This window comes from Treponema denticola (assembly GCF_024400535.1).
Lineage (GTDB): Bacteria > Spirochaetota > Spirochaetia > Treponematales > Treponemataceae > Treponema_B > Treponema_B denticola_C.
In genome coordinates this window covers 256,174-279,558 of record NZ_CP038800.1, presented here as the reverse complement: position 1 = coordinate 279,558, position 23,385 = coordinate 256,174, and the positions used below count along the sequence as shown (strand labels likewise).

The window sequence follows — 23,385 nt, the reverse complement described above, 5'->3', positions numbered from 1 at the left end:
TCTAAAAGTATTATACATCAATAAGGTTAAATTATCAAGGCGAAAATAGCCTTATATCGGCACGCGATATAAGGCTGCCTATTCCGAATACTTTCCTATGCTTCTTATCTTTTTGCTTCGGTATTTTACCAAAACAGCAGGGTCGCGTTTTGTAAGGTCGTCTAAATCCTTTAGGATTTGCTCCTTTATAGCATCTGCGGTTTTTTTGGGATCGGTGTGAGCTCCTTTTTCGGGTTCGGGGATGATGCCGTTGATTACCTTTAGGTCAAGAACTTCTTGGCTGGTAATTTTAAGCATTGCGGCTGCATCCTTTGCCCTGCTTGAATCCCTCAATAGGATTGAAGCGCATCCTTCAGGGGATATAACCGAGAAGATGGCGTTTTCAAGCATGTAAATTTTGTCTCCGACTCCTATGCCGAGGGCTCCGCCGGAGCCTCCTTCGCCTATGATTATGCAGATTATGGGAGTCTTTAGGCGGCTGAATTCCCGCAAGTTAAAGGCGATGGCTTCTCCGATTCCTCTTTCTTCGGCACCAAGGCCGGGGTAGGCTCCTTGCGTGTCGATAAAGGTGATAATCGGCCGTTTAAATTTTTCGGCCTGTTTTGCAAGGCGCATGGCTTTGCGGTAGCCTTCAGGGTTTGCCATACCTCCGTTCCTGTCGATGGTTTCGCGCAAGTTTCTTCCCTTTTGAGTGCCGATTACCGTAACCGGCCTTCCGTCGATAAAGCCTATCCCCCCTATCATTGCAGGGTCATCTCCGAAAAATCTATCGCCGTGAAGTTCGGTAAAATTATCGAAAATCAAGTTGATGTAGTCCAAGGTTCTGGGCCTGTCGCTGTGACGGGCGAGTTCTACCCTTTCCCATGTTTTGGAAAGGGCTGTTGAGCTTTCAAGTTTTGCGTTTATTTTTGCAAGCTCTTCACTTATATCAAGCCCTGCTTTTTGGGCTATATCCTTTAAATTATTTAACAAGTTTGTCTGATCCGTATTGCTCATGCATTTCCTCCATAACACGATGTTTGCCCTTGGGCAAACTCGAAGATAAACATGGAGGCTTGTATTTCAAGCCGTAATGTTTATCGCTCCTCCATAAAAACTTTAGGCCTTTTTCTTTTTAGGGGCTTCTTTAAGGCCGAGGCTGTGAGCGTCAATCATGCGGGCAAAAAACTGCCTTTGCTCTTGGCGCGGCACTATACAGTCCACAAAGCCCTTTTCCAACTGAAATTCCGCCCTCTGAAATCCTTCGGGCAGCTGCTGGCGGATGGTGCCTTCGATAACTCTAGGGCCTGCAAAACCGATAAGGGCTCCGGGTTCCGCTGCCGTTATATCGCCAAGCATTGCAAAACTTGCCGTAACACCTCCCGTGGTAGGGTCGCATAGCATTATAAAAAGAGGAACTCCTTTTTCATCCAACTCTGCAGCCGCACTTGAAGTTTTGGCCATCTGCATCAGCGAAAAAAGCCCTTCCTGCATTCGTGCTCCGCCTGAAGTCGCATAGATAATTACAGGTATCCTTTCGGCTGCTCCCTTTAGCATAAGCCGCGAAATCTTTTCGCCTACAACGGAGCCCATGGAACCTCCCATAAAGTGAAAGGACATGAGGGCTAAGAGGGCGTCTCTTCCTTTAATCTTACAAGAGCCTGTAATAACGGCTTCGTTTAAGGCCGCTTTTTCTTCGGCAGCCGAAATCTTTTCTTCATAACCTTCCATTTCGATGGGGTTACATGTTTTGAGGTTTGGATACAGTTCTTGAAACGAATTTTCATCTGTCAGATAGGTAATCCTTTGCCTCGGTTCTATGCGTAAATGACAATTACAATGAGGACAAACCATCAGGTTATCTGTAAAAACCTCTTCATCGTATGATACTTTACAACTAGGACAATCCATTTAAGTCTCCTATAAAAAGTCAATGAGAAAATATCAATTTTCGATTTGACTTTTTACGCCGTTTCGCAACACCTGTGAGAAACGGCAATCAATAATGCGATGTTTTGTGCAAAGCACAAAACTCGTCAGATAAACAGTGAGGCGGAATTCCTGCCGAACTGTTTATCAACTCTCCTTACTTATTTCCAAAAAGCTCTTCATAGAGCCCTGTACCGAAAACTCCCGATTTGAACTTTTTCGAGTTAAGTATAATCTTTTGCTCTTCGATATTGCAGGTAATGCCTTCAATTTTAAGCTCATCTAGGGCGCAAAGCAGCTTTTGAATGGCATTGGCCCTGTCAGTCCCGTGAACGATGAGTTTAGCCGTCATCGAGTCATAAAACGGAACTACCGAATAGCCTTGATATAAAAAGCTGTCAAAACGCACTCCGTTTCCTCCGGGAATCCTTAAATTCTTTATAAGTCCGGGAGAGCGGGCATTTATTCTGGCTTCGATAGCCCAGCCCTTGGTAGGCAAAATTCCTTGGGCAAACTTCATATTTTCCCCTGTACAAACACGGATTTGTTCTGCAATTATATCGGTGCCGGTAATCATCTCCGAAACGGGATGCTCTACCTGAATTCGGGCGTTTACTTCCATAAAGTAGAAATTATTGCCCGATACGAGGAACTCGATTGTTCCTGCCCCGCGGTATTTAAGGGAAGAAAAAAGGCTGACAGCTCCCTTACACATGGCTTCCCGCATTTCCTCGCTTACGGCCGGAGAGGGGCTTTCTTCTATCAGCTTTTGATGATTTTTTTGAACCGAGCAATCCCTTTCACCCAAAACGGAAACGGCTCCTTTTCCATTGCCTAGAATTTGAAGCTCTACATGGCGCGGATCTACCAGATATTTTTCGATATAAACCGTGCCGTCGGCAAAATTGGCTTCGGCTTCGGCGGAAGCGATTTTTAGGTTTTCGGCTAATTCCGATTCTTTATAAACGATGCGCATTCCCTTTCCGCCGCCGCCTGAGGCAGCTTTAATGATTACGGGATAACCGCATTTTTCGGCCGTTTTTTTGGCTTCAGCCAACTCCTTTATAGCTCCATCCGAGCCGGGGGTTACGGGAAGCCCACTTTTTACGGCTGTTTCGCGGGCACGGACCTTATCGCCGAGCATTTCGATTGTGTCGGGTTTTGGCCCTATCCAAAAGAGCCCTGCGTTTTCTACCTCGCGGGCGAAACCTGCGTTTTCCGATAAAAAGCCTACCCCCGGATGCACGGCCTCACAGGAAGTGCAAAGGGCTGCCGTGATTAGAGCTTCTTTGTTAAGATAGCTTTTAGCCGAGGGGGGCGGGCCTATGCAGACTGCCTCATCAGCTAAAAGCACATGAAGACAGTCCTTGTCCGCCGTAGAGTAAACGGCGACGGTTTTTATTCCCATTTCGCGGCAGGAGCGGATAACCCTCACGGCTATCTCGCCTCTGTTGGCGATAAGTATTTTTTTAATCATAGGAACCTTCCTATTTAGCCTTTATCTTAAACAAGACCTGATCGAATTCTACAAGGTCTCCGTTTGAAACTAAGATTTCCTCTATAACTCCGTCATATTCACATTCGAGGGTATTCATCATTTTCATGGCTTCAAGCACACAAAGGGGTTGCCCTTTTTTTACCGAGCTGCCTTTTTCAACATAGGGCGGAGAATCGGGAGACGGGGCCCTGTAAAAGGTTCCGACAATGGGGCTTTTTACTTCGAGTAGGTTTTGAGCCGATGAAGCTGCGGGTGAGGCTTGAGCAGGAGATTCTGCAGCAGGACTTGCTGCTTGAGGCGCTGCCGCTTGTCCGGTTGTTCCTGCCGGAGCTGTCTGAATGCCCGCCGGAAGGCCGGATTGAAATCCTGCCGGTATCGATGCATAGGGCATAGGATAGGCGGTCTGCACTCCTCCGCACGCACCTGACTGAATGACAGCTTCCTTTTTAGGAAAGGCTCCTTCTTTTTTTAAGATAAGCTCACAGTCGTCCTGCTTTATCTGCAAAACCACAGTATCGCCTTTTTCAAACTTTTCTATCACTTTCAAAATAAAATCTTCTTTCATAAAATCTCCTTAAAGTTTTATTTATTTAACCGTAAAGGCCGACATTTTATCATTTATACAGGCAGAGTGTCTATCCCTTATAAAAATCCATTTTTAAGCATCTTAAACCTCTTCCTCATTTCCAACTGTATCCCGTTTATAGAATCTCCAGTTTTTTGCTTTTGCAGCTTCAAAAGCAGCTTTTAATTCGGCGGAAGAAGAAAAATCCGTTATAGTTCCTTCCCTTAGATCATTTTTTTTACCATATATCAAAGCTCTGCCTTCTTTTTTTTGTTTCCTATCGGGCAGGGCGGTTAGTATCCAGATAAGGGTTTTTTCGTTAAAAAGGTTATCATAGCAGCACAGTTCCTGTAAACCGTGTAATGTTGATAGTTCAAGAGTAGAAAGTTTATTATGATAACAGTTCAGTCTTTGTAAGGTGTTTATGGCCTGTACGTCGAGTTCAGCAAGATTATTGTTAAAGCACTCCAGGTCACGCAATGCGTGTAAGCCTTTTAGGTTAAGTGTTGTAAGTTCATTATAACCGCAATTCAGCCACTGTAAAGCGGTCAGCCACTGTACATTGAGTGAGGTAAGCTTGTTTTTGTAACAGTTCAGTTTCTGCAACGTCTTTAAGCCTTGTATTTCGAGTGAGGTAAGCTCATTTTCGGAACAGTACAATTTCTGTAATGTATTCAATCCTTGCACATTAAGCGAGGTAAGTTTATTGTCCCTGCAATCCAGTTTCTCCAAAGCTGCTAAGTTCCGTACGTCTAGTGAGGCAAGTTGATTTGCGGAACAGTCCAGTTCCTTTAAAGCGGTTAACTTCAGTATATTGATTGAGGTAAGTTGATTTACGGAACAGTTCAGTTCCTTTAAAGCGGTTAACTCCAGTATATCGATTGAGGTAAGTTGATTTACGGAACAGTCCAGTTTTTCCAAGGCCGGTAAGTCCCGTACTTTGAGTGAGGTAAGCTCATTGACGGTACAGCTCAGTATCTTTAAAGCCGGTAATCTTTGTACATCGAGTGAGGTAAGGTCATTGCGGCCGGAATCCAGTACTTCCAAAGCAGTCAAACCCTGTATTTCGAGTGAGGTGAGCTCATTTTCGGAACAGTTCAGTTCCTGTAATGTATTCAATCCCTGCACATTAAGCGAGGTAAGTTTATTGTCCCTGCAATCCAGTTTCTCCAAAGCTGCTAAGTTCCGTACGTCTAGTGAGGCAAGTTGATTTGCGGAACAGTCCAGTTTCGATAAGGAAGTTAAACTTTGTACATCGAGCAAAGTAAGCATGTTTTTGCTGCATTCCAGTCCCCATAATGCGGTTACGCCATGTACATCAAGCGAGGTAAGTTCATTACCTACGCAGTCCAGTTCCTGTAAAGCACTTAAATCCCGAACATCGAGTGAAGTAAGCCGGTTACTGTTACAGTGCAGTCTCTGTAACACTTTTAGGTCTTGTACGTTAAGCGAAATAAGTTTATTGGCGTTGCAGAACAAATCCTGCAAAGCGGTTAAACTCTGTACATCAAGCGAAGACAGATGATTGCGGTTGCAGTACAGTTCCCGTAAACCGGTTAAACCCGATACGTCGAGCGATGTCAGTAGATTCTCTCCGCAGCTCAAGCTTTGCAAAGCGGTTACACCGCTGACATCAAGCGAGGTAAGCAGATTGTCATCGCAGAATAATTTTTGTAAAGATGTTAACCCCTGTACGTTAAGCTCTGTAAGCCTGTTGCCTCCACAGTCCAGCTTGTGTAACGCAGTTAAGCTATGTACATTGAGTGAGGTAAGCAGATTAAAGGCGCAGTCCAGTTCTTGTAATACAGTTAAGTTGCAAACATCGAGTGTGCTAAGCTGATTACTGCGGCAATCCAGCTCGGTAATAGCGCCTTTAAGGATAACCTTTGGTCCCGTTGCCGTGAGCACCGTTTTTTCTCCGCTCGGTAATTTCGTAACCGTACAACCTTCAACCTGTATTGCGGAACCGTCAGCCGTTACCGCCGTCACGACTATCCTTTTTTGGTTGTCGTTTATACCGAGTATTGCTCTTCCTGCACCTGCGGTTTTTGCAGGATTTTCCGCTGCTGCGATACCCGCTGTCAACAGTCCTGTTAAAAATAATACCGTCAAAAATTTTTTCATAAGTGTTTATTAAAATCCCCCATATATAAATGTCTAATTCTTTGCTTTCACAATCCACCGGCCGTCTTTTGCACTGCCGACATACTCAATCTTGTTATCTTTTCTTAATTTTTCAATATCACGCTCTACAGTCCGTTTAGATACATTTAAAAGCTCTTTAAGTCTATCTGCTGTCATAGCGTTATCACTTTCTATATATCTTATGATTCTTTTCAGTCTATTGTTTGCACTTATTTTTTGACCGTCATTTTGGACATCATAATTTCGATTAAACAAAGAAATATCTTTTAACGTTATCATATAGACGACCGTCTCCTTTATTTAATTTGTAATGTGTCGTTACCGCATACCGTACATAAATCGCTTTAACTACCAATTACAAATTCTCCATTACCAATTACCCATTACCCATTACCCCATTATTTCCCAACGCTGTACGCCACACGCAAACCGAGAAAGTCACATCTGCTGACCGGATTACTGATGTCCCGAGAGGCGCAAGCGGCGTAAATCGCTCTATTAAACCAGCTGCCGCCGCGAATGACGCGGACCGAACCCGCCCCAACACCGTCAAGGTCGTGTCCCTCGGCAGGCGTATTATCGTCGTACCAGTCCCAGCACCATTCCCATACGTTCCCGCTCATATCGTATAAGCCGTAGCCGTTCGCTTGCTTCTGCTTTACTTCATGCGTCTTATTGTTCGCATCTCCTCCGTCGCTGTCATCATACCATGCATACCACGCATACTTTTTAAGTTCATCTTGCTCATCCGTTCCTGCCCAGCGGTACTCTTTACCTCCCTTCGCTGCCCATTCCCATTCTGTCTCCGTCGGTAAGCGGAACCCTTTCTTGCTCATATCCATTTCCGGAACCTCTTGATTTTGGGCATCTTCCTTTGTGTATGCGTGTCCTCCAAAGGTATATACGCACTGGTTTTCTTCTAACTCCGATACTTTCTTCGTCAGCTCGTTACAGAACACAATGCAGTCAAACCACGTTACGTTTTCTACCGGCCGTTTTCCCTGCGCTTCGCCTTTAGCCGGTTCGCTGTTTTGGGAACCGTCGAAATAGCTCGGATTATTCCCCATCACTGCAAGCCACAGTTCCTGCGTTACTTCCGTCTCTCCTATATAATACGCTGACAGGTTTACCGAGTGTTCTTGGTTATCCTCCATGCTATTATCACCCAGTACGGCGTCCGTTACGGCGGTAATCCCTTTCATCGTAAAGCTCACGCCTTTTACCGTGTAGGTTTTATCGATTGGAACGGCGGCGCCACCGAAGCCTGTACCGCGCTCCGATTCCTCCGTCACCTCAAGCTCTTCAAAATCTCCTCCGACAATCTGCTTATAAATCGTCCAATTTTTTGCTCTTGCAGTTTTTATTGCTGCTTGGAGACCGGCGGAAGAGCTCCAATCCGTATAGTTTCCTTCACTCCGATTATCCTCTTCCGTGTAAAATACGGCTGTGGCTTCTTCATCACCTGAGCGCCCCCCAATCTTTTTCAGCATGGTGAGATTGATATAGTTATAGGCGCGTTCATAGTAAAAAGTATTGCGTAGATACGATTCAAGGTTTGTCATCGCGTTAATTGCCGCATGCATAATTTTTGCATATCCCAAATTCCCTTCATTTACCATATATTGCTGCATATCGATGTTTTGAGTCCCGACAGTCCACAAAAAATACTCAAAATCGGATTTTTCAGCTTCGGATAATGTACGCTCTTTTACGGCGGTTTCGGATTTTTTCAAATAGGTCAAATCATATTCCACATAAGCGCAAATCCGTTCTGCTTGATGACCGAAATAGGTTCCCCCTCCTGCCGTCAGTGCAAAAAATGTATTGATTGTTTGGTACATTGCATGTAATTCAGTTCGCTCTTTTTCGTATCCCTTATTTTTTTGCTTTAAAATATGAGTATATATCTTAAAATATGCATCCTTTTGAGACTCTGATGTATTGTGATACGTTATTTCCACATCAATCGGCTTTAAGAGTTCCTTCGTTTGTTTTTTATGACGAGCCAAATACGTTAGAATTTCTTGATATTCCTCTGAATCAGTATCGACTTCGTTCATATATTGATCCGTCAAAAAATCGCCGTAATAGTCCGAGCTTTCCGGCTTTACTTCAAATTTTCCAATCGGTATATCGAACAATTCAAAATACCCTTTATCATCCGTCTCAACGGTTTTATACATGAAGCCGTTTTGTAAAATCGAAACCTTCGTATTTTTCAGAGGAGCGTTTGATTGGGCATCTTTTACGATGACTTGTAAGCCTCCCCGCACCGCAAGCAGCCCGCTTTCTTTGCTCCTTATCCCTCCGCACTCGATTATAAATGCGTATTCCGGCAGTGCATAGACGTTTTCATCTTCTTCGCTGTTTGTATCATCCTCACCGGCGGCATAAACGATTTTCCACGCGCATTCAATGGTGTTGTTCCGCACCGGCGCCGTAAGCGTTGCAACATCGGCGTCATTGCCGCCGGCGGCTTTTTCTATGATTTTGATTACCGCGCTCGTTCCATCGGGAATATTTTTCGTGCCGGCGCACAATGTTACCTCGTCGCCGATAAGGGCTTTGGCGATTGCTGTGCCGTCCTTATTCCAGGTGAGATGTACTATGGATTTTTCAGATTCCGTCTGAGCTTCGTTTACCGCAGTCTTTCCAGCAGTGTGTTCGGCGCCCAATGCAGCCGTTACGCTCAGCATACATACTAATAAAAATGCAAGCTGTCTCATATTCCCCATCCTTATTAATCAACGTCAAATTCATTATGTGTAAAAACATTAACATTTTGCGCCAAAACCCTGCCAACCCCTTGTGTTTTAAGTTCGCGATCACGCGTGGCTTGATCGATTTTGTAAAGGTCCCGGTTTGCGTGTATGTTTTCCTTTTTATGCTGAAAGTATACATTTATCGTAAATTGCTCTGCCGAAGAAATTTTCAGATGATAGACGGCTCTTTGTTGTAAATTACGTTCACCGGCAAACAATGTAGCTACTGTAATAAAAAATAATATTATCGGCACCGATTTTATTTGTTCAAAAAGTGGTTCGTACATAACAAAGGCCTCCATTACTAAAATGATTTGTCTTATTCGTGCGGGAGGTATTCATACCTGCCGCTCCTGCGTTACTTCCGTTTCGCCTATATAATACGCTGACAGGCTGACCGAGTGTTCTTGGTTATCCTCCATGTTATTATCGCCCAGTACTGCGCCTTGTACCGCAGCTATAGGCTTCATCGCAAAACGTATACCTTTTACCGTGTAGGTTTTATCGATTGGAACGGCGGCGCCACGAAGCCTGTACCGCGCTCCGATTCCTCCGTCACCTCAAGCTCTTCAAAATCTTCTCCGACAGTCTGCTTATAAATCGTCCAATTTTTTGCTCTTGCAGTTTTTATTGCTGCTTGCAGACCGGCGGAAGAACTCCAATCCGTATAGTTTCCTTCATTCCTACTATCCTCTTCCGTGTAAAATACGGCTTCGGCTTCTTCATCCGTTTTGCGGTCGGGCAAACTGTTGAGTATCCGTATAAGGGCATCTTCTTCAAGGCGGTTATGCTGAAAAACCAGCGCCTGTAAGGCGGGTAAGCCCTGCACATTGAGTGCGGTAAGCTGATTATCCGAGCACACCAGCTTCTGTAAAGCAGTCAGCCCCTGTACATCGAGGGAGGTTAGCCGGTTATTTTCACAGTACAGCATACGTAAGCCGGTAAGTCCCCGTACATCGATGGAAGCGATTGCATTGGAACTGCAATCCAGCTTCTGTAAAGCAGTCAGACCCTGTACATCGAGGGAGGTTAGCCGGTTATTTTCACAGTACAGTATACGTAAGCCGGTAAGTCCCCGTACATCGATGGAAGCGATTGCATTGGAACTGCAATCCAGCTCCTGTAAAGCAGTCAGCCCCTGCACATCAAGGGATGTCAGCCGGTTATTGTCACAGTGCAGTGCCTGCAGCGCGGTAAGCCCCCGTGCATCGAGGGATGCGATTTCGTTATCATTGCAGTACAGCTCCTGCAAAGCGGTCAACCCACGTATATCCAGTGCGGTAAACCAATTTTTGCCGCAATACAGCGTATGTAAGCCGGTTAATTCCCGTACATCAAGCGAAGTAAGCATATTGTTTTGGCAATACAGCTCCTGCAAAGCCGTTAAACCGCGGACATCAAGCGCGGTAAGTTTGTTAGCATAACAGAACAGCTCGATAAGAGCACCTTTAAGGACAACCTTTGTTCCCGTTGCCGTAAGTACCGTTTCTTCGCCGCTCGGGAATTCCGTAACCGTGCAGCCTTCTACCTGTACGGGCGAGCCGTCTGCCGTTACCGCCTTTATGCTTATATCTTTTCCATGCGGACTTATTCCGAGTATAGCCTTTCCTGTGCCAGCAGTTTTCGCAGAATTTTCTGCTGCTGCGATACTCGCTGTCAACAGTCCTGTTAAAAATAATACCGTCAAAAATTTTTTCATAAGTGTTTAGTCCTTTAATTGGTATTGTATAATTACATTATTCATTTCCAACTATCCATAAACTTCATTTTTTATCATCTTCTTTTTTCGAATTCTTTTTGAAAGCTTTTAGGGCTGCTTAAAATTCTATACGCTTCTTCTGAAAGGTTTACTTTTAGAACTCCGGTATCGGTTGTTATATTCATTTCTTTTGTGTCTTTGTAAATATACAGCTTCATAATTTTGTCATCATCCATAAATGAATAATGCACAAGGACTTCTCGGCCATCATGAATGCTTTCGGCGGTAAAAAGGCTTTTCAAATTTCTTTCTTCGATTTCGATTTCGGCGATATCTTTTCCAAACAATGTGTCGAACATATCCAGAATTTTTTCCCCTGTAATAAATAGTAAAAGAGAGTCCTTATCATCATATATGCGGATATAAGAATTTTTCGCAGAATAAGAAAGCAGCTTTTTCACCTCAGCCGGCTTGCCGGCGATTTCGTATGCATATTTAAAAAGTTTCCATGTTAATTCTTTTGGGATATCCTCCTTTTCCTGTAATTGGGGAATCCGGCAAAGAGGATAATTTTTATATACTATAAAACTGAAATACTGCTCATCATCACTGTAATTATATGAAAGAACATAACGGTATAACACTTGTGCGTCTTTAGGTAATTCCGTAAACAAAGCTTCGTCAGCTGCTATCTGCAAAGATTCTTGAAAAAGCAGATATAACGCATTGACTTCGCTCTTGGCGGTTATCTTGTGTACAATATTGTCTTGTGCATCATAAACCGTAAAGCTATTGATTCCATAGGCAAAGGCATTTACACCGCCTGCTAATAAACATACTGTAATCGTTATCATTAAAAATTTTTTCATAAGTGTTTATTAAAATCCCCCCATATATAAATGTCTAATTCTTTGTTTTTACAATCCACCGGCCGTCCTTGGCACTGCCGATATATTCAATCTTGTTGTCTTTTCTTAGTTTAGCTATATCCCTCTCAATGGTAGGTTTTGATACATTAATTATACATTTTATCATATCAATTGTGATTTTGTTATTTGATTTCATCAGTTCCATGATCTTTTCTTTTCTTTGTTCTGCACTCAATTTTTGAACATCATTTTGAACATCATTTTGAACATCATTTTGAACATCATTTTGGCCGCCACTTTGACCGTCATTTTGGACATAATAATTTCGATTGAATAAGGTAACTATTACCCCGTTATCGGAAATATAATATTCGGGTTGTTTTTTAAAATGTGCATAATCTTCAAATATTCTGCGTACGCCCGAAGCATAATTTTCAATAACATCGGCTTTATCCAGAGTATCTACGATAATTTTATTTCTTTTTGCAACCATGCCCATTTTTATGTTTTCCAATGTCAATCCGTCTGGCAAGCTGCCGGGAGAAAAAATCTGCACTCTGTCATCGTAAAATTCTATTTTTATATCTCCGCTTAAGGTCCAATCTCTATGACAATAACAATTTACGATAGCTTCTCTGAGTGCTCTTTCGGGAATATCCAAATATTCATCCCGTTCAGGTTTTCCGGTAATGGTGATTTTTTTTCGATTTGATAAATTGGCAAAATAGAGAACTTCATCTAATTGTTTTAAGATGGAACCTGTAAATTCTTTTTTATCCAAAAAGATATTCACCGTAGTGCCTTGAAAAACTGCAAATTTACTAGTAGTAGGATTTTGGTCACTCAATAAGAGAGCTGCATTATTGTATTTATCATCTTTATCGATGAGGGATAGAGCATATTTGTCAAAAAGGACTCCTTTTTCTTTAAATCTATTTTCTACATAATTAAAGGTTAAATCATCCCGATGACATAACAAACGCTCGTAATCATGCTGACTATGCTGCCGTATCATTCTTTGAATTTCATCAAAACTTGCAAGTCTTTTTGTACTGCCGACTCTGACATATACGCCTTTTGTATTAAAACCTTCTCCATCTTTATAAAAATAAGGTCTTTCTTTTCCCTTAAGAATCTTTATCCTAAAAGGTGTTTCATTTGGATAGATATATATTAAATTCGTTACATCGGGATTAAAAGCATTTACAATCCAATTTGAGAGTATTTCTTCCCATTTTTCCTTTTTTTCGTTTATAAGATCATAATGTATAGTTCCGCTGTCATCTACACCTAAATATATTTCTCCATTGGTGCTATTTAAAAAAGAGATGATTTCAGCTTTAAGTGCACTTTGTTTTTTAGGAATATCGATTTTAAACTCTTTATTATAATCTTCCATATTTTATAATTATCCGCTAATGGTATTTTCCAATTCCGCTAAGTATTTGTCAAAATCGGAAACAAAGGTCTTATCCTGAATGATGCGGTATTTTTCAAATTCGGTTTCGGCATGCAGTTTTGCAATTTCCGCAGATACCTTTCCCGCGTCTTTTAAAAGTCCGTATTCGAACATTTCGATAAAACCGGTAAGCCGCGTTTCCCAATCTTGCATGGTAAGCGGAATCTTCCGCAACGCCATATTTTCTGCAAAGTCGAGATATGAAGTTACCATCCGGTTTAACTGCGAAAGTTCTGTCTCGCTTAAGTAGTTTTTTGCAATAATAACATCGGATTTTTTAATTTTGCCTTCGGGAGCATCCTGCCATGTAGTCAGTCCCATGTGCGGTTGCGTACTGTCGGCACGCTCATAAATAAGCTCCGCAGCCGTATGCCCGTGGACGGCAAAATGCATTTTGTTTTGTACCGTTGCATAAAACCTTTTGGTAGCAGCGGCTGTTTTATCGTAGTCTAAAGCAGTTGCATACAGGTCGGTAATCTTTTGATAGAACTTGCGTTCGCTTGCCCTGATTTCTCTAACCCGCTCCAGCTGTTCTTCAAAATATTTGTCTGTAAGAAAAGAGCCTTTTTTCAGCCGTTCCGAATCCATGACCCAGCCTTTGATTGTGTACTCTTTTGTAATACGGTTGACCCATTTTCTAAATTGCACCGCCCGCTCAGAATTAACTTTAAAGCCTACGGCAATAATCATTTGCAATCCGTAGTGTTTTGTGTCATAGTCTTTTCCGTCAGCGGCAGTTATCCGAAAATTTCGGATAACTGAATTTTCCTGCAATTCACTATCAATAAAAATTTTCTTAATATGATAGTTGACTGTTCTTACATCAACATCATACAAAACAGCCATCATTTTTTGAGTCAGCCAAATATTTTCATCTTCATACCGTATTTCGATATTTTCAGCGCTTTTACCGCCTGCAGCAACAAAAGTCAAATACTCCGCCGCCGAAGATCGAATATCCGTTTTAGCTTTTTTTGCCATTACCTCATTTAAATCCTGTCGAACCTTTCTACTTCGGCTTCGTAGTTGATGCCTTCGACATCAAAGCCGTTTGAGGCTAAAAAGTCGTGGCGGTAGCCTGCAAGGTCGGTTAGGCTTTCGGCATTTTCGCTTGTTACCTTTTCCATTAAAGCTGAAACTGCCTTTTGAACGTCTTCTTCAAGCTCCCAGTCGTCGATACGGATTCTGTTTTCTTCATCGACAGGGATGGTGCCGTCTTTACGGTAGAGCCTTTCGGCATAAAGGCGGGTAATTTGCTCAATACAGCCCTCGTGGTTTCCTTTTTCTTTCATAACCTTAAACAAGGAAGCGAGGTATAGGGGAATTACGGGGATTACCGCACTTGCTCTTGTTACCAAGCCCTTGTTTACCGAAACGAAGGCCCGTATTGACGGGTTTTCTTTGTTTAGGCGGTGGGCAGTTGCTTCAAGGTGTTCTTTTGCCTTTCCTATGGTGCCCTTTCGGTAGAGGGCTTGAGTGGCCTCCGGGCCGATATAGGAATAGGCTAGGGTAATGCAGCCTTCTTCTAAAAGACCTTCTTTTGAAAGCTGCTTTATCCAGCGTTCCCAGTCTTCTCCTCCCATAACCTTAACGGTTGCAGCGGCTTCTTCATCGTTTGCAGGTTCGGCGGAAATTTCTTTTAGTTCTCCCGTAAAGGGATCGACTGTCTTGCCTGTAAATGTCTTTCCGAAAGGCTTTAAGACGGACTTGTGCATTATGCCTGTATCGGGATCGGTTCTTACAGGACTTGCCAAGCTGTAAACTATAAGATCGAATTTAATTCCTTTCTTTTTGGCTTCTTCGATTACTTGTGCCTTGATTTCATCGGAAAAGGCGTCTCCGTCTATAGTTACGGAATAAAGGCCTTCCCTCTTGGCAGCCTCGTCAAAGGCCAGGTTATTGTACCAGCCGGGTGTGCCGTACTTTGTTTCGCTTCCGGCCTTTTCAAAGGAAACGCCGATAGTGGCTGCCCCATAGCCGAATGCTGCCGTTATGCGGCTTGCAAGTCCGTAACCGTTCGAGCAGCCGAGTACCAGCACATTTTTAGGTGCCTTTGCTCCGGCTTTTACCTCAGCGGTAATTCTCTTTTTTGTGTACTCTATTTGATCCTCAACGCCTTTTTTGCATCCTTGCGGATGAGCGTTTAGACAAATATTGTTCCTAACCATTGGTTTTACAATCATATCATACCTCCAGAACTGTTTCTTGTTTAATTTAACCGCAGAGATCGCAATGACCGCAAAGAATATTTAGGGAGTCTTTATAACTCATTTTTTAAATTTCTTTGTGCTCTTGGCGTTCTTAGCGGTTTCTATCGCACTTTATAGTCCATTTGCTATTCGTTTAATTCCGTCCTTTAAAAGTTTGGTATTAAAATTAAGCAATAAACCAAGTTTGCATTTTGATAATTTTAAGTATGTAAGTACTTGAGCAACATGAACATCAGCTATCTTATCAACAGTCTTTAGCTCAACTATTACTTTATTTTCTACAAACAAATCGACTCTATATCCTGAATCGATTATTACTTCTTTGTATTGAATCGGGAAACTCTTTTGCCGTTCAACTTTTAATCCTGCCTGAAGAAGTTCGTAAAAAAGACATTGCTCATAGCTGCTTTCCAAGAGGCCGGGGCCTAAAAATTTGTGGACATCAATTGCTGAGTCAATTACTATTTTAGAAATTTCATCTTCAGTCATGTTTCCCAATTCCTCTACAAAGACTCTTTTAATTTAACCACAGAGATCGCAATGACCGCAAAGAATATTTAGGGAGTCTTTATAACTCATTCTTTAAATTTCTTTGCGCTCTTGGCGTACTTAGCGGTTTCTTAGCTTCATTGCCTGTTATGCACCCAGTCCGCCGTCGACACCTAGGACTTGGGCGGTTATATAAAGCGATAAGTCCGAAGCCAAGAAGACTGCGGCGTTTGCTATGTCTAGGGGCTGTCCTGCTCTTTTAAGGGGGATTCCCTCGACCCATGCCTTCCGCATTTCTTCGTTTACGGCGGCGGTCATATCTGTTTCAATATAGCCGGGGGCGATGGCGTTTACGCGTACTCCTCTTCCTGCCGTTTCTTTTGCAAGGCTCTTTGTAAAACCTATGAGTCCTGCCTTGCTTGCGGAATAGTTGACCTGTCCTCCTTGACCGTGAAGACCTACGATACTTGTCATATTGATAATCGAGCCGGCTCTTTTTCTAATCATATCGGAAGAAACAATTTGCGAGGCGACAAAAACGCCTGTTAAGTTTACGCGTAAAACGTCTTCCCAGTCGGAAAGCTTCATCCTAAATGAAAGGCCGTCTCTTGTAATACCTGCGTTGTTTACAAGTATGTCAAAGCCGCCAGATTCTTCGAGGGCTTTTTTTACCGTTTCGGTAAGGCATTCCGCATTGCCGCAGTCGGCGTATATTTCATGAAATACGCTTCCTTTCTCTTTTGCAAATGCCTCCATTTCTGCCTTGCTTACAGAAGGTTTTGTACATAAACCCCAAACTTCGGCTCCCTCTTCAATGAATCTTCTAACAACCTCTTTTCCGATTCCTCTCGAAGAGCCTGTTACCAATGCTTTTTTTCCTTTTAATAACATAATACTTGTACCTTTCCTATTCTATAATCTTGTTTAATTGGTCTAAAGTGCCTGTCGGTGAACATGCGAGTTCATCCGATGCAAAACCGCTGTCTCTCCAAAGATTGCACAGGGTGTTTCCCGGACCTACTTCCAAGAGGCGGCAGGGTTTTAAGCTTCCGCTTAAAGAAGCGATTTCCTTTTCTTCGCTCGTCCATAGGACGGGGTGGGTAAGGTGAAGAACTGCGTTTGCTTTTGCTTCTTCTCCCGATCTTACTTGCTTGCCCGTAACATTTGAAAATACCGGGATTTGAGGGGCTTTAAAGTTGAAGCTTTTTAAGACCTCTTCAAATCCTTTTGCCGCTTCTTCCATTAGGGGGGAGTGGAAGGGGCCTGCAACCGCAAGGCGGACGCATCTTTTTGCTCCGGCTTCCTTGCACAAGTTTTCGGCAAGGCTTAAACCCTCCGCTGTTCCCGAAATAACGGTTTGAACGGGACTATTCATATTGGCGGCAAATACTATTCCGCTTTTAGGGCCGGAATAGGGTTTTAATAGCTCCAGAACCTTTTCGGGCTCAAGTTTTAAAATAGCCGACATACCCAGGGAACCGGAGCCCTCTGTTGCCTTTGCTGCAATCTTATCGCAGGCTGCCTGCATAATAGCCCCCCGTTTTTGTACGATGCGTATCATATCTTCAAAGCTTAAAATACCGGAAGCATAGAGGGCTGAAAACTCACCCAGACTGAAACCTGCAACGGCTGATGGGCTTATTCCTTTTTCTTTTAAAACGGTAAGAATAGCCGTCTCAACCGCAATTATAGCCAACTGGCTCTTATCGCTCCTTGAAAGTTCTTCGTTTTCGGTGTGCCGTAAAAGGGCATCGATATCCTCTCCGGTTATATCGCCGATTTTTTTGATTAGGTCCTTTGCGGCACCGTATTCGTCAAGAATATCTTGAGCCATACCCTTAAATTGGGCACCCTGCCCCGAAAATAAAAATATACTGTTCATCATAATCCTCTCTTTACTAAAATCTTATTACGGCTCCGCCCCAAGTGAGCCCGGCCCCAAAGCCTGCCGTAATTATTGTTGTTCCTTCAGTTAATTTTCCTTGAAGCCTCAAATCATCGAGGGTTATCGGAATGGAAGCGGCCGAAGTGTTTCCGTAGTTTTCCATATTACATGCGAATTTGCTCATATCGGTGTTAAGTCTTTTTGCGGCAGCTTCTAAAATACGCTTGTTGGCTTGGTGGCATACAACCAGGTCTACATCTTCCATATTGATGTTTTCTTTTTGAAGAAGGCTTTTTACGGTTTCGGTTATAACGCCGACTGCAAAATTGTAGACGGTTCTTCCGTTCATTTTTAGATGGTCTGCCATATAAAGAGCTTCATAACCTGTTCCGTCAGAACCCAAAATTACCGAACCTATGCCCTTCTTTGAATTATCAAATGTGTTTTCAAGGAGGGCTGCCCCGGCCCCGTCTCCGAATAGTACGCAGGTAGAACGGTCTTGCCAATCGATTATTTTGCTTAAAACTTCGGTGCCGCAGACAAGGGCATAACGCCGGCCGTGCCTTTCCATGAGGGCTGCTGCCGTATCTATTGCGTATAAAAAGCCTGAACATGCTGCCGACAAGTCAAAACATGCCGCATTTTTTGCACCCAGCTCTTTTTGGATAAGACAGGCATTCGACGGAAAGCCTTGGTATTCTGCCGTGGCGGTGGCACAGATAATTAAGTCTATATCCTGAGGATTTAGATTTTCATTTGCCAAGACCTGCTTACAGGCCTCGGCACCGAGGGATGCACTTGTATCTTCTTGGGAAGCTATGTAGCGGCTCCCTATCCCTGTGTGGCTTCTGATCCATTCATCCGAAGTATCTAAAGAAGCGGGAAAATCGCTGTTGTGCATTATTTTTTTGGGGATAGCCTTCCCCGTTGTTTTTATTATAATAGCCATAGTTTTCTCGCTTATAATTTTATGGAGGCTATTTTAGTATTTTTTTGATAATAATGTCAACTAATTATCAATATAACAATTATCGATTTTCGCTAGCCTTCATTTATATTGATTGTTATAGTTTAGTTTTTTTGTTATAATGTTTTTATGCTTAAAATAGCCGTCATCGAAGATAATGAAGTTCAATCCAGACTCCTAAAAAACTATGCAAACGAATGGGCAAATAAAAATAATATTTTGCCGGAAATTAAACTTTTTTCTTCAGGCGAACAGTTTTGGTTTGAGTTTGAAGAGCTTTCCGATATAGATATAATCTTATTGGATATACAGATGTCTAGGATAAGCGGTATCGAACTTGCCAAAAAAATAAGAAAAACAAAAACCGATGCAGTTATCATCTTTATAACAGGTATACCCGACTATATGCAGGAAGGGTATGATGTTGAAGCTTTACACTATCTTTTAAAACCTGTAAAGAAAGAAAAACTTTTTGATTGCTTGGATCGAGCCTTAAAAAAACAGGATAAAGTTAAAGAAGAAAATTTTGTATTTTCCTGCGAAGGCCGCCTTACAAAATTAAAGCAATCTGAAATTGTTTTTATAGAATCTATTTCGCATAATCTAAAAATAAAAACTTTAAAAAGCGAATACATAACAAGGATGAATTTATCGGAGGCGGAAGAAAAGTTAAATTCCAAACTATTTGTAAAAACTCACAGAGCCTTTATCGCAAACCTGATGCACATAAGGCAGCTTCAAAAAGACAAGGCCGTCCTTGCGGATAATACTTTAATTCCGATAAGCCGCAGGGAATATAAAAATGTCAACACCCTCTTTATCGGCTTTTTTACCCAAGGAGAAACATGATGTTCATTTTTATACTTGTTTTAAGCTCAATCCTTTTGCTGTTTATACTTCTGTACTTTTTAATTAGAAGAACCGTCAATAAACGTTTTGATGATTTTGAAAACGGTCTTATTAATAAATACTACGAGGATGTAGATTCCATCTATAAAAAAATGCGCGGCTGGCGGCACGACTTTCATAATCATATTCAAGTTATGAAGGCTTATCTTGAATTTAAAAACTATGATGAACTTGAAAGTTATTTAAACAATCTAACCGATGACTTGATTAAGGTAGACAGTGTAATCAAAACCGGAAACTTGATGAGCGATGCAATCTTAAATACAAAGGCCGCTATCGCTCTTTCCCATGATATAAAACTAAACATAAAAGCCTCCATTCCTCAAAACATAACCTTAAGCGACCTTGAACTTTGCGTAATAATAGGGAACCTTTTTGACAATGCCATTGAGGGGACTTTAAGTCTAAAAGAAAAAGAGAAAAGATTTATAAGGGTGTACATAAGAAAATTAAACGACAATCTCTATATCTCGTTTACAAATTCTTGCGAGGGCCGCCGCAAAAAGACCCAAGGAAAATTTCTTACAACAAAAGAAGGTAAAGATCACGGCTTCGGCTCAAGCCGCATCGATGCAATAGTAAAAAAATATTCCGCCTTTATAAACCGCCAAAGCGAAGAAGGCGCCTTCGCCGTAGAACTCATGTTTCCGCTTCTCTTGAACAGCAACCCGCAGTTTTAAATAGCCTTTTGAAAATAGGCGGAGCAGATTCAAGGAGTCAGGCAAAAAAGTACCACAGGCACGACCAAGAATTAGTTTCTCTGGAACTAACAGATTATAAAAAAGAAACTTGGTTTTTAAATAATAATATTCATTACCTGTGCTTCGAGACTCCAAAAGAAATAGTAATCCTAAGAAAAAGGGCAATGTTACATTTTGCAAAACAGTGCATAATAGCGGATTATGGAAGCGGACGGGATTTTTTTGCGACATCTACGCATTTAAAATATAATAAGGATTTTAAGGATTTGTCAATTCAGAATTTAAAGCATTTTAGGCCTATGTTTGTACCGGAAAAGTATAAAAGCCTTATTAAGGAATATGTGGAGTGTCATTGCCCCAAAAACAAGACTGCATTGCTAGCGTTAAAATCAGCTTTCTAAAAATGTGCAATTTAATCGAATTCTACTACATAAAATAAAAATTACAGCTTTTCAATTTCGGATTCGGGGAGGCCTGTAACCTGCATAATTTTTTGCAACGAGTCCCCCAGCTGTTTTAAAATTTTTGCTGTTTCTCTCTTAGTTTTATAAGCCCCTCTATCCATAGCGTCCATTTCAAAAGTAGACATTAACCTGTATTCCTGCCTTGCCTGTTCATTTTGTTTTATTGCTTGTATCATAGTTTCTATCTCCCTTGTAAATTCATTTGTCGCTTTCCCTGTTTTAAGGTATTCTAAAAATTCTTTTAATTCTTTGTCCTCAGTGTTATTAAAGGCCTCTGCATTTATTATAGCCTCTAAAAGGGGAAGGGACAACCCCCCGTTCCCTTACGGGCTTTTCAAGTCAGAGCGGTGGTTTTACCTCGAAACTCCGTTGGTTGTGCCCCTACCCCTTTGACCCCATCCCTTTTTACCTTGAAGCTCCGCTGGTTGTACTCGCGCTGCCAAAGGACTTACAGTCCTTTGGAATCCCTCATTTTTACAAAGTTTATGGCCAATTCGTTGGTTGAGTTAGGAAACAAAGTTTCTGAGCGAAATTTAAAGTTGTCTACGCAAAGATAAGATGTTAAAAGCCCGTCATGGATGGCGGAGGTTCCTGCTTCGAGAGTTTTGCACAGCAAAACTCTTAGATTAAAAATATACAAGGAGGTACATTTTTAATCAATCGTCTGTAAATGTTAAATTTTCAAATCTTTTTACCATTTGTGTTCTCCTATTATTTTTTTAGTTTATTTTCTTCCTCCTCATTATATTTATAGGGATTATTTGAAAAAAATAGTATATTTTAAAGAAAATTAAAAAAATCCTTTGCGCTCTTAGCATCTTTGCGGTTATATAGTATGAGTTCTTTTGAAAATAGGCGGAGTAGATTCAAGGCGCAAACAAAAAACACCTGCAGGCGTACTTTTTGCACGTCGAGGATTGTTTTTTTTGAAGTAACGCAGAAGATGGCCGCCGTTTCAAAACACCGTTTGTGCCAAATCTGATACCATCTACGCCATTCTCTCCCAAAACCTTAGTTTTTATTGTATAATAAGGCTCATTGGAGGGCAACTCTTATGGAGTCAAAAGAAAGAGGCCTTATAAAAAACAGCCTTTATATGTTAAAAAACATTCTTAAAACCGATAAGATTCTTTTTTTTCTGATGGTTTTGTACATACCGGTCTTTGTTTTTTCGCCTCTTGCAAGTGCCTACTTGCCTAGGGCGGTAATAGAATCGATTCAAAATAAGGCAGGAATTTCCGTCTTTATTCAAAATTTTTTGATTATAGCCTTTATTGTAGCAGCCTTAAAAGCTCTTGAAACCTTCCTCAATGCAAGGTTTAATTGCCGCGGATCTTACCGGAGAATAGAGCTTATGACAGAGCTTTACAAAAAAATGTGGACGATGTCATATAAAAATATTGCTTCACAAGAAGGAATTTTAAGTTTGGAAAAAGCAAGAGATATGATAGATAATGATTACTCAATAAGCCAGCAGTTCCCGAAGAAAATAAGCAGCCTTATTGTAAGTATTGTCGGCATCTTCTTTTTCGGAAGCCTTATTGCTTCTATCAATCCTATTCTTATCGGATTAATTTTTATATCGGGAACAGTAAGTTATTTTTACGGAAAATATGAGATAAAAAAGAATAAAGAAATAAATGAAGTCTTAAAAAAAGAACATCATAAGATGAGGTATCTTACGCAAAGGGCTTGTGATTATAAATTTGCTAAAGATATAAAACTCTACAAGATAGAAACTTGGATAGTGCAAGCATATAAGAGTTCTTTAAAAATAATAAACAAATGTTACGGAAAAATAAAAACCGTAAATTTTATCGGTGCCACTATATCGGCTCTTTTTATATTTTTAAGAGACGGCCTTGCCTATATTTATTTAACCGGAATGGTTTTAAACAAAGAGATCGGCATAGGAGAATTTATCTTTTTATTTTCTATTATAAAAACATTTTCAGGCTGGTTATTGGGAATTATTTCGCAGATTACTCTCTTAAAAAGAGAAAGTTTAAGCATAGACTATTACCGCGATTTTTGCGAGCTTGATGACGGATTAACCAAAGGTAAAGGCATTCCTCTTCCTAAAAAATTCGATATAGAGTTAAAAAATGTTTCTTTTAAATATGGCGAATCTGAGAGATATATTTTTAAAGATTTAAATTTGCGCATAGAAGATAAAGAAAAACTTGCAATAGTCGGAGTAAATGGAGCCGGAAAAACTACCCTGACCTGTTTGATAATGAATTTGCTTCAACCCACTGAAGGTGAAGTTTTATTAAACGGAAAAAATATAAACGAATACAATATTGATGAATACTATTCTTTATTTTCAACTGTTTTTCAGGATATGTATGTTTTACCCGATACTATTAAAAATCTGGTTACCGCAGGAAATAAAAAATTTAACCAAGATGACTTTGATTCTGCCCTAAAACAATCCGGCTTACAAAAAACTATTGAGAACTTAAACGAAAAGGAAAACACCTATCTTGTAAAAGGAGTTTGGCCTAATGCGATAGACCTTTCAGGCGGACAAGAACAGCGTCTTATGCTTGCAAGAGCTCTATATAAAAATGGACATATTTCTATTTTAGATGAACCTACAGCGGCTCTTGACCCTATAGCGGAAAGTCAAATTTATTCCGAGTACAATAATATGACAAAGGATAAAACTTCTATATTTATTTCGCATAGACTGGCATCAACCCGTTTTTGCGATAGAATTATCTTAATCGAGAACGGTAAAATAATAGAAGAAGGAAGTCATTCGGACTTAATAAAACAAAACGGAGAATATAAAAAAATGTTCGATATACAAAGCTCATACTATCAAGACAATAAAATAAAGGAATAAAATA

At 41.2% G+C, this 23,385-nt stretch carries 22 protein-coding genes and 1 pseudogene; 4 read left to right on the top strand and 19 right to left on the bottom strand.

All coding sequences use genetic code 11. The features are described from left to right. Positions 1–78: 78 nt before the first annotated feature. From E4N78_RS01250 to E4N78_RS01165, 18 genes and pseudogenes are all read right to left on the bottom strand, one after another. Positions 79–996: an acetyl-CoA carboxylase carboxyltransferase subunit alpha gene (locus E4N78_RS01250; protein WP_253696235.1), complete on the bottom strand. Its 918-nt coding sequence runs from the start codon at positions 994–996 to the stop codon at positions 79–81. A gap of 102 nt (positions 997–1,098) precedes the next feature. Beyond that, the gene (accD, locus tag E4N78_RS01245; protein ID WP_255811295.1) at positions 1,099–1,890 is read right to left on the bottom strand and encodes an acetyl-CoA carboxylase, carboxyltransferase subunit beta; all 792 of its coding nucleotides are present in this window, start codon (positions 1,888–1,890) and stop codon (positions 1,099–1,101) included. A gap of 175 nt (positions 1,891–2,065) precedes the next feature. Continuing rightward, complete coding sequence (locus tag E4N78_RS01240) at positions 2,066–3,385, bottom strand: acetyl-CoA carboxylase biotin carboxylase subunit (protein WP_255811294.1); 1,320 nt, start codon at positions 3,383–3,385, stop codon at positions 2,066–2,068. A 10-nt stretch (positions 3,386–3,395) separates the two neighbouring features. Continuing rightward, positions 3,396–3,971 (bottom strand): acetyl-CoA carboxylase biotin carboxyl carrier protein, encoded by a 576-nt coding sequence (accB, locus tag E4N78_RS01235; RefSeq protein WP_255811293.1) that lies wholly within the window; start codon positions 3,969–3,971, stop codon positions 3,396–3,398. Positions 3,972–4,073: 102 nt separating this feature from the next. Beyond that, positions 4,074–6,095 carry a leucine-rich repeat domain-containing protein gene (locus E4N78_RS01230; protein WP_255811292.1) on the bottom strand — a complete coding sequence of 674 codons (2,022 nt, stop codon included), beginning with the start codon at positions 6,093–6,095 and terminating at the stop codon, positions 4,074–4,076. 33 nt (positions 6,096–6,128) lie between these two features. After that, positions 6,129–6,377 (bottom strand): annotated as a pseudogene (locus tag E4N78_RS01225) (HTH domain-containing protein); the annotation flags it as partial. 137 nt (positions 6,378–6,514) lie between these two features. Further along, entirely contained in the window at positions 6,515–8,656 is a 2,142-nt protein-coding gene (locus E4N78_RS01220; protein WP_255811290.1) for an SUMF1/EgtB/PvdO family nonheme iron enzyme, read from the bottom strand. A 200-nt stretch (positions 8,657–8,856) separates the two neighbouring features. Then, positions 8,857–9,165 (bottom strand): hypothetical protein, encoded by a 309-nt coding sequence (locus E4N78_RS01215; protein WP_255811289.1) that lies wholly within the window; start codon positions 9,163–9,165, stop codon positions 8,857–8,859. Between the two features lie 51 nt (positions 9,166–9,216). Then, on the bottom strand, positions 9,217–9,348 hold the full coding sequence (locus E4N78_RS01210) for a hypothetical protein (RefSeq protein ID WP_255811288.1): 132 nt from the start codon (positions 9,346–9,348) through the stop codon (positions 9,217–9,219). Between the two features lie 17 nt (positions 9,349–9,365). Next, the gene (locus tag E4N78_RS01205) at positions 9,366–10,577 is read right to left on the bottom strand and encodes a leucine-rich repeat domain-containing protein (RefSeq protein WP_255811287.1); all 1,212 of its coding nucleotides are present in this window, start codon (positions 10,575–10,577) and stop codon (positions 9,366–9,368) included. Between the two features lie 74 nt (positions 10,578–10,651). Next, complete coding sequence (locus tag E4N78_RS01200) at positions 10,652–11,446, bottom strand: cysteine protease (protein ID WP_255811286.1); 795 nt, start codon at positions 11,444–11,446, stop codon at positions 10,652–10,654. Between the two features lie 34 nt (positions 11,447–11,480). Further along, on the bottom strand, positions 11,481–12,845 hold the full coding sequence (locus E4N78_RS01195) for an ATP-binding protein (RefSeq protein ID WP_255811285.1): 1,365 nt from the start codon (positions 12,843–12,845) through the stop codon (positions 11,481–11,483). A gap of 9 nt (positions 12,846–12,854) precedes the next feature. After that, on the bottom strand, positions 12,855–13,886 hold the full coding sequence (locus E4N78_RS01190; RefSeq protein WP_255811284.1) for a virulence RhuM family protein: 1,032 nt from the start codon (positions 13,884–13,886) through the stop codon (positions 12,855–12,857). 8 nt (positions 13,887–13,894) lie between these two features. Continuing rightward, on the bottom strand, positions 13,895–15,088 hold the full coding sequence (gene fabV / locus E4N78_RS01185) for an enoyl-ACP reductase FabV (RefSeq protein WP_002685379.1): 1,194 nt from the start codon (positions 15,086–15,088) through the stop codon (positions 13,895–13,897). Between the two features lie 138 nt (positions 15,089–15,226). Then, on the bottom strand, positions 15,227–15,604 hold the full coding sequence (locus E4N78_RS01180; protein ID WP_255811283.1) for a GxxExxY protein: 378 nt from the start codon (positions 15,602–15,604) through the stop codon (positions 15,227–15,229). Between the two features lie 147 nt (positions 15,605–15,751). Beyond that, positions 15,752–16,495, bottom strand: coding sequence for a 3-oxoacyl-[acyl-carrier-protein] reductase (gene fabG / locus E4N78_RS01175; RefSeq protein ID WP_255811282.1), 744 nt, complete (start codon positions 16,493–16,495; stop codon positions 15,752–15,754). 16 nt (positions 16,496–16,511) lie between these two features. After that, a complete protein-coding gene (locus tag E4N78_RS01170; RefSeq protein ID WP_255812300.1) occupies positions 16,512–17,486 on the bottom strand; it encodes an ACP S-malonyltransferase in 975 nt (324 codons plus the stop codon). A gap of 16 nt (positions 17,487–17,502) precedes the next feature. Further along, positions 17,503–18,438 (bottom strand): beta-ketoacyl-ACP synthase III, encoded by a 936-nt coding sequence (locus E4N78_RS01165; protein ID WP_255811281.1) that lies wholly within the window; start codon positions 18,436–18,438, stop codon positions 17,503–17,505. A 147-nt stretch (positions 18,439–18,585) separates the two neighbouring features. Between E4N78_RS01165 and atcR the strand changes: the two genes are divergently transcribed. The 3 genes from atcR to E4N78_RS01150 are packed head-to-tail and all read left to right on the top strand — an operon-like array spanning position 18,586 to position 20,467. Then, positions 18,586–19,305, top strand: a complete 720-nt coding sequence (atcR, locus tag E4N78_RS01160) for a response regulator transcription factor AtcR (RefSeq protein ID WP_255811280.1) — start codon at positions 18,586–18,588, stop codon at positions 19,303–19,305. Next, on the top strand, positions 19,305–20,045 hold the full coding sequence (gene atcS, locus E4N78_RS01155) for a histidine kinase AtcS (RefSeq protein WP_370645018.1): 741 nt from the start codon (positions 19,305–19,307) through the stop codon (positions 20,043–20,045). The genes atcR and atcS overlap by 1 nt, the downstream gene beginning before the upstream one ends. An 8-nt stretch (positions 20,046–20,053) precedes the next feature. Next, on the top strand, positions 20,054–20,467 hold the full coding sequence (locus E4N78_RS01150; protein ID WP_255811278.1) for a hypothetical protein: 414 nt from the start codon (positions 20,054–20,056) through the stop codon (positions 20,465–20,467). Between the two features lie 41 nt (positions 20,468–20,508). On the opposite strand, the gene E4N78_RS01145 is transcribed toward E4N78_RS01150, so the two are convergent. Further along, entirely contained in the window at positions 20,509–20,841 is a 333-nt protein-coding gene (locus tag E4N78_RS01145; protein ID WP_255811277.1) for a hypothetical protein, read from the bottom strand. A 743-nt stretch (positions 20,842–21,584) separates the two neighbouring features. Here E4N78_RS01145 and E4N78_RS01140 point away from each other — a divergent pair. Continuing rightward, on the top strand, positions 21,585–23,381 hold the full coding sequence (locus E4N78_RS01140) for an ABC transporter ATP-binding protein (RefSeq protein ID WP_255811276.1): 1,797 nt from the start codon (positions 21,585–21,587) through the stop codon (positions 23,379–23,381). The last annotated feature ends 4 nt before the right edge of the window (positions 23,382–23,385 follow it).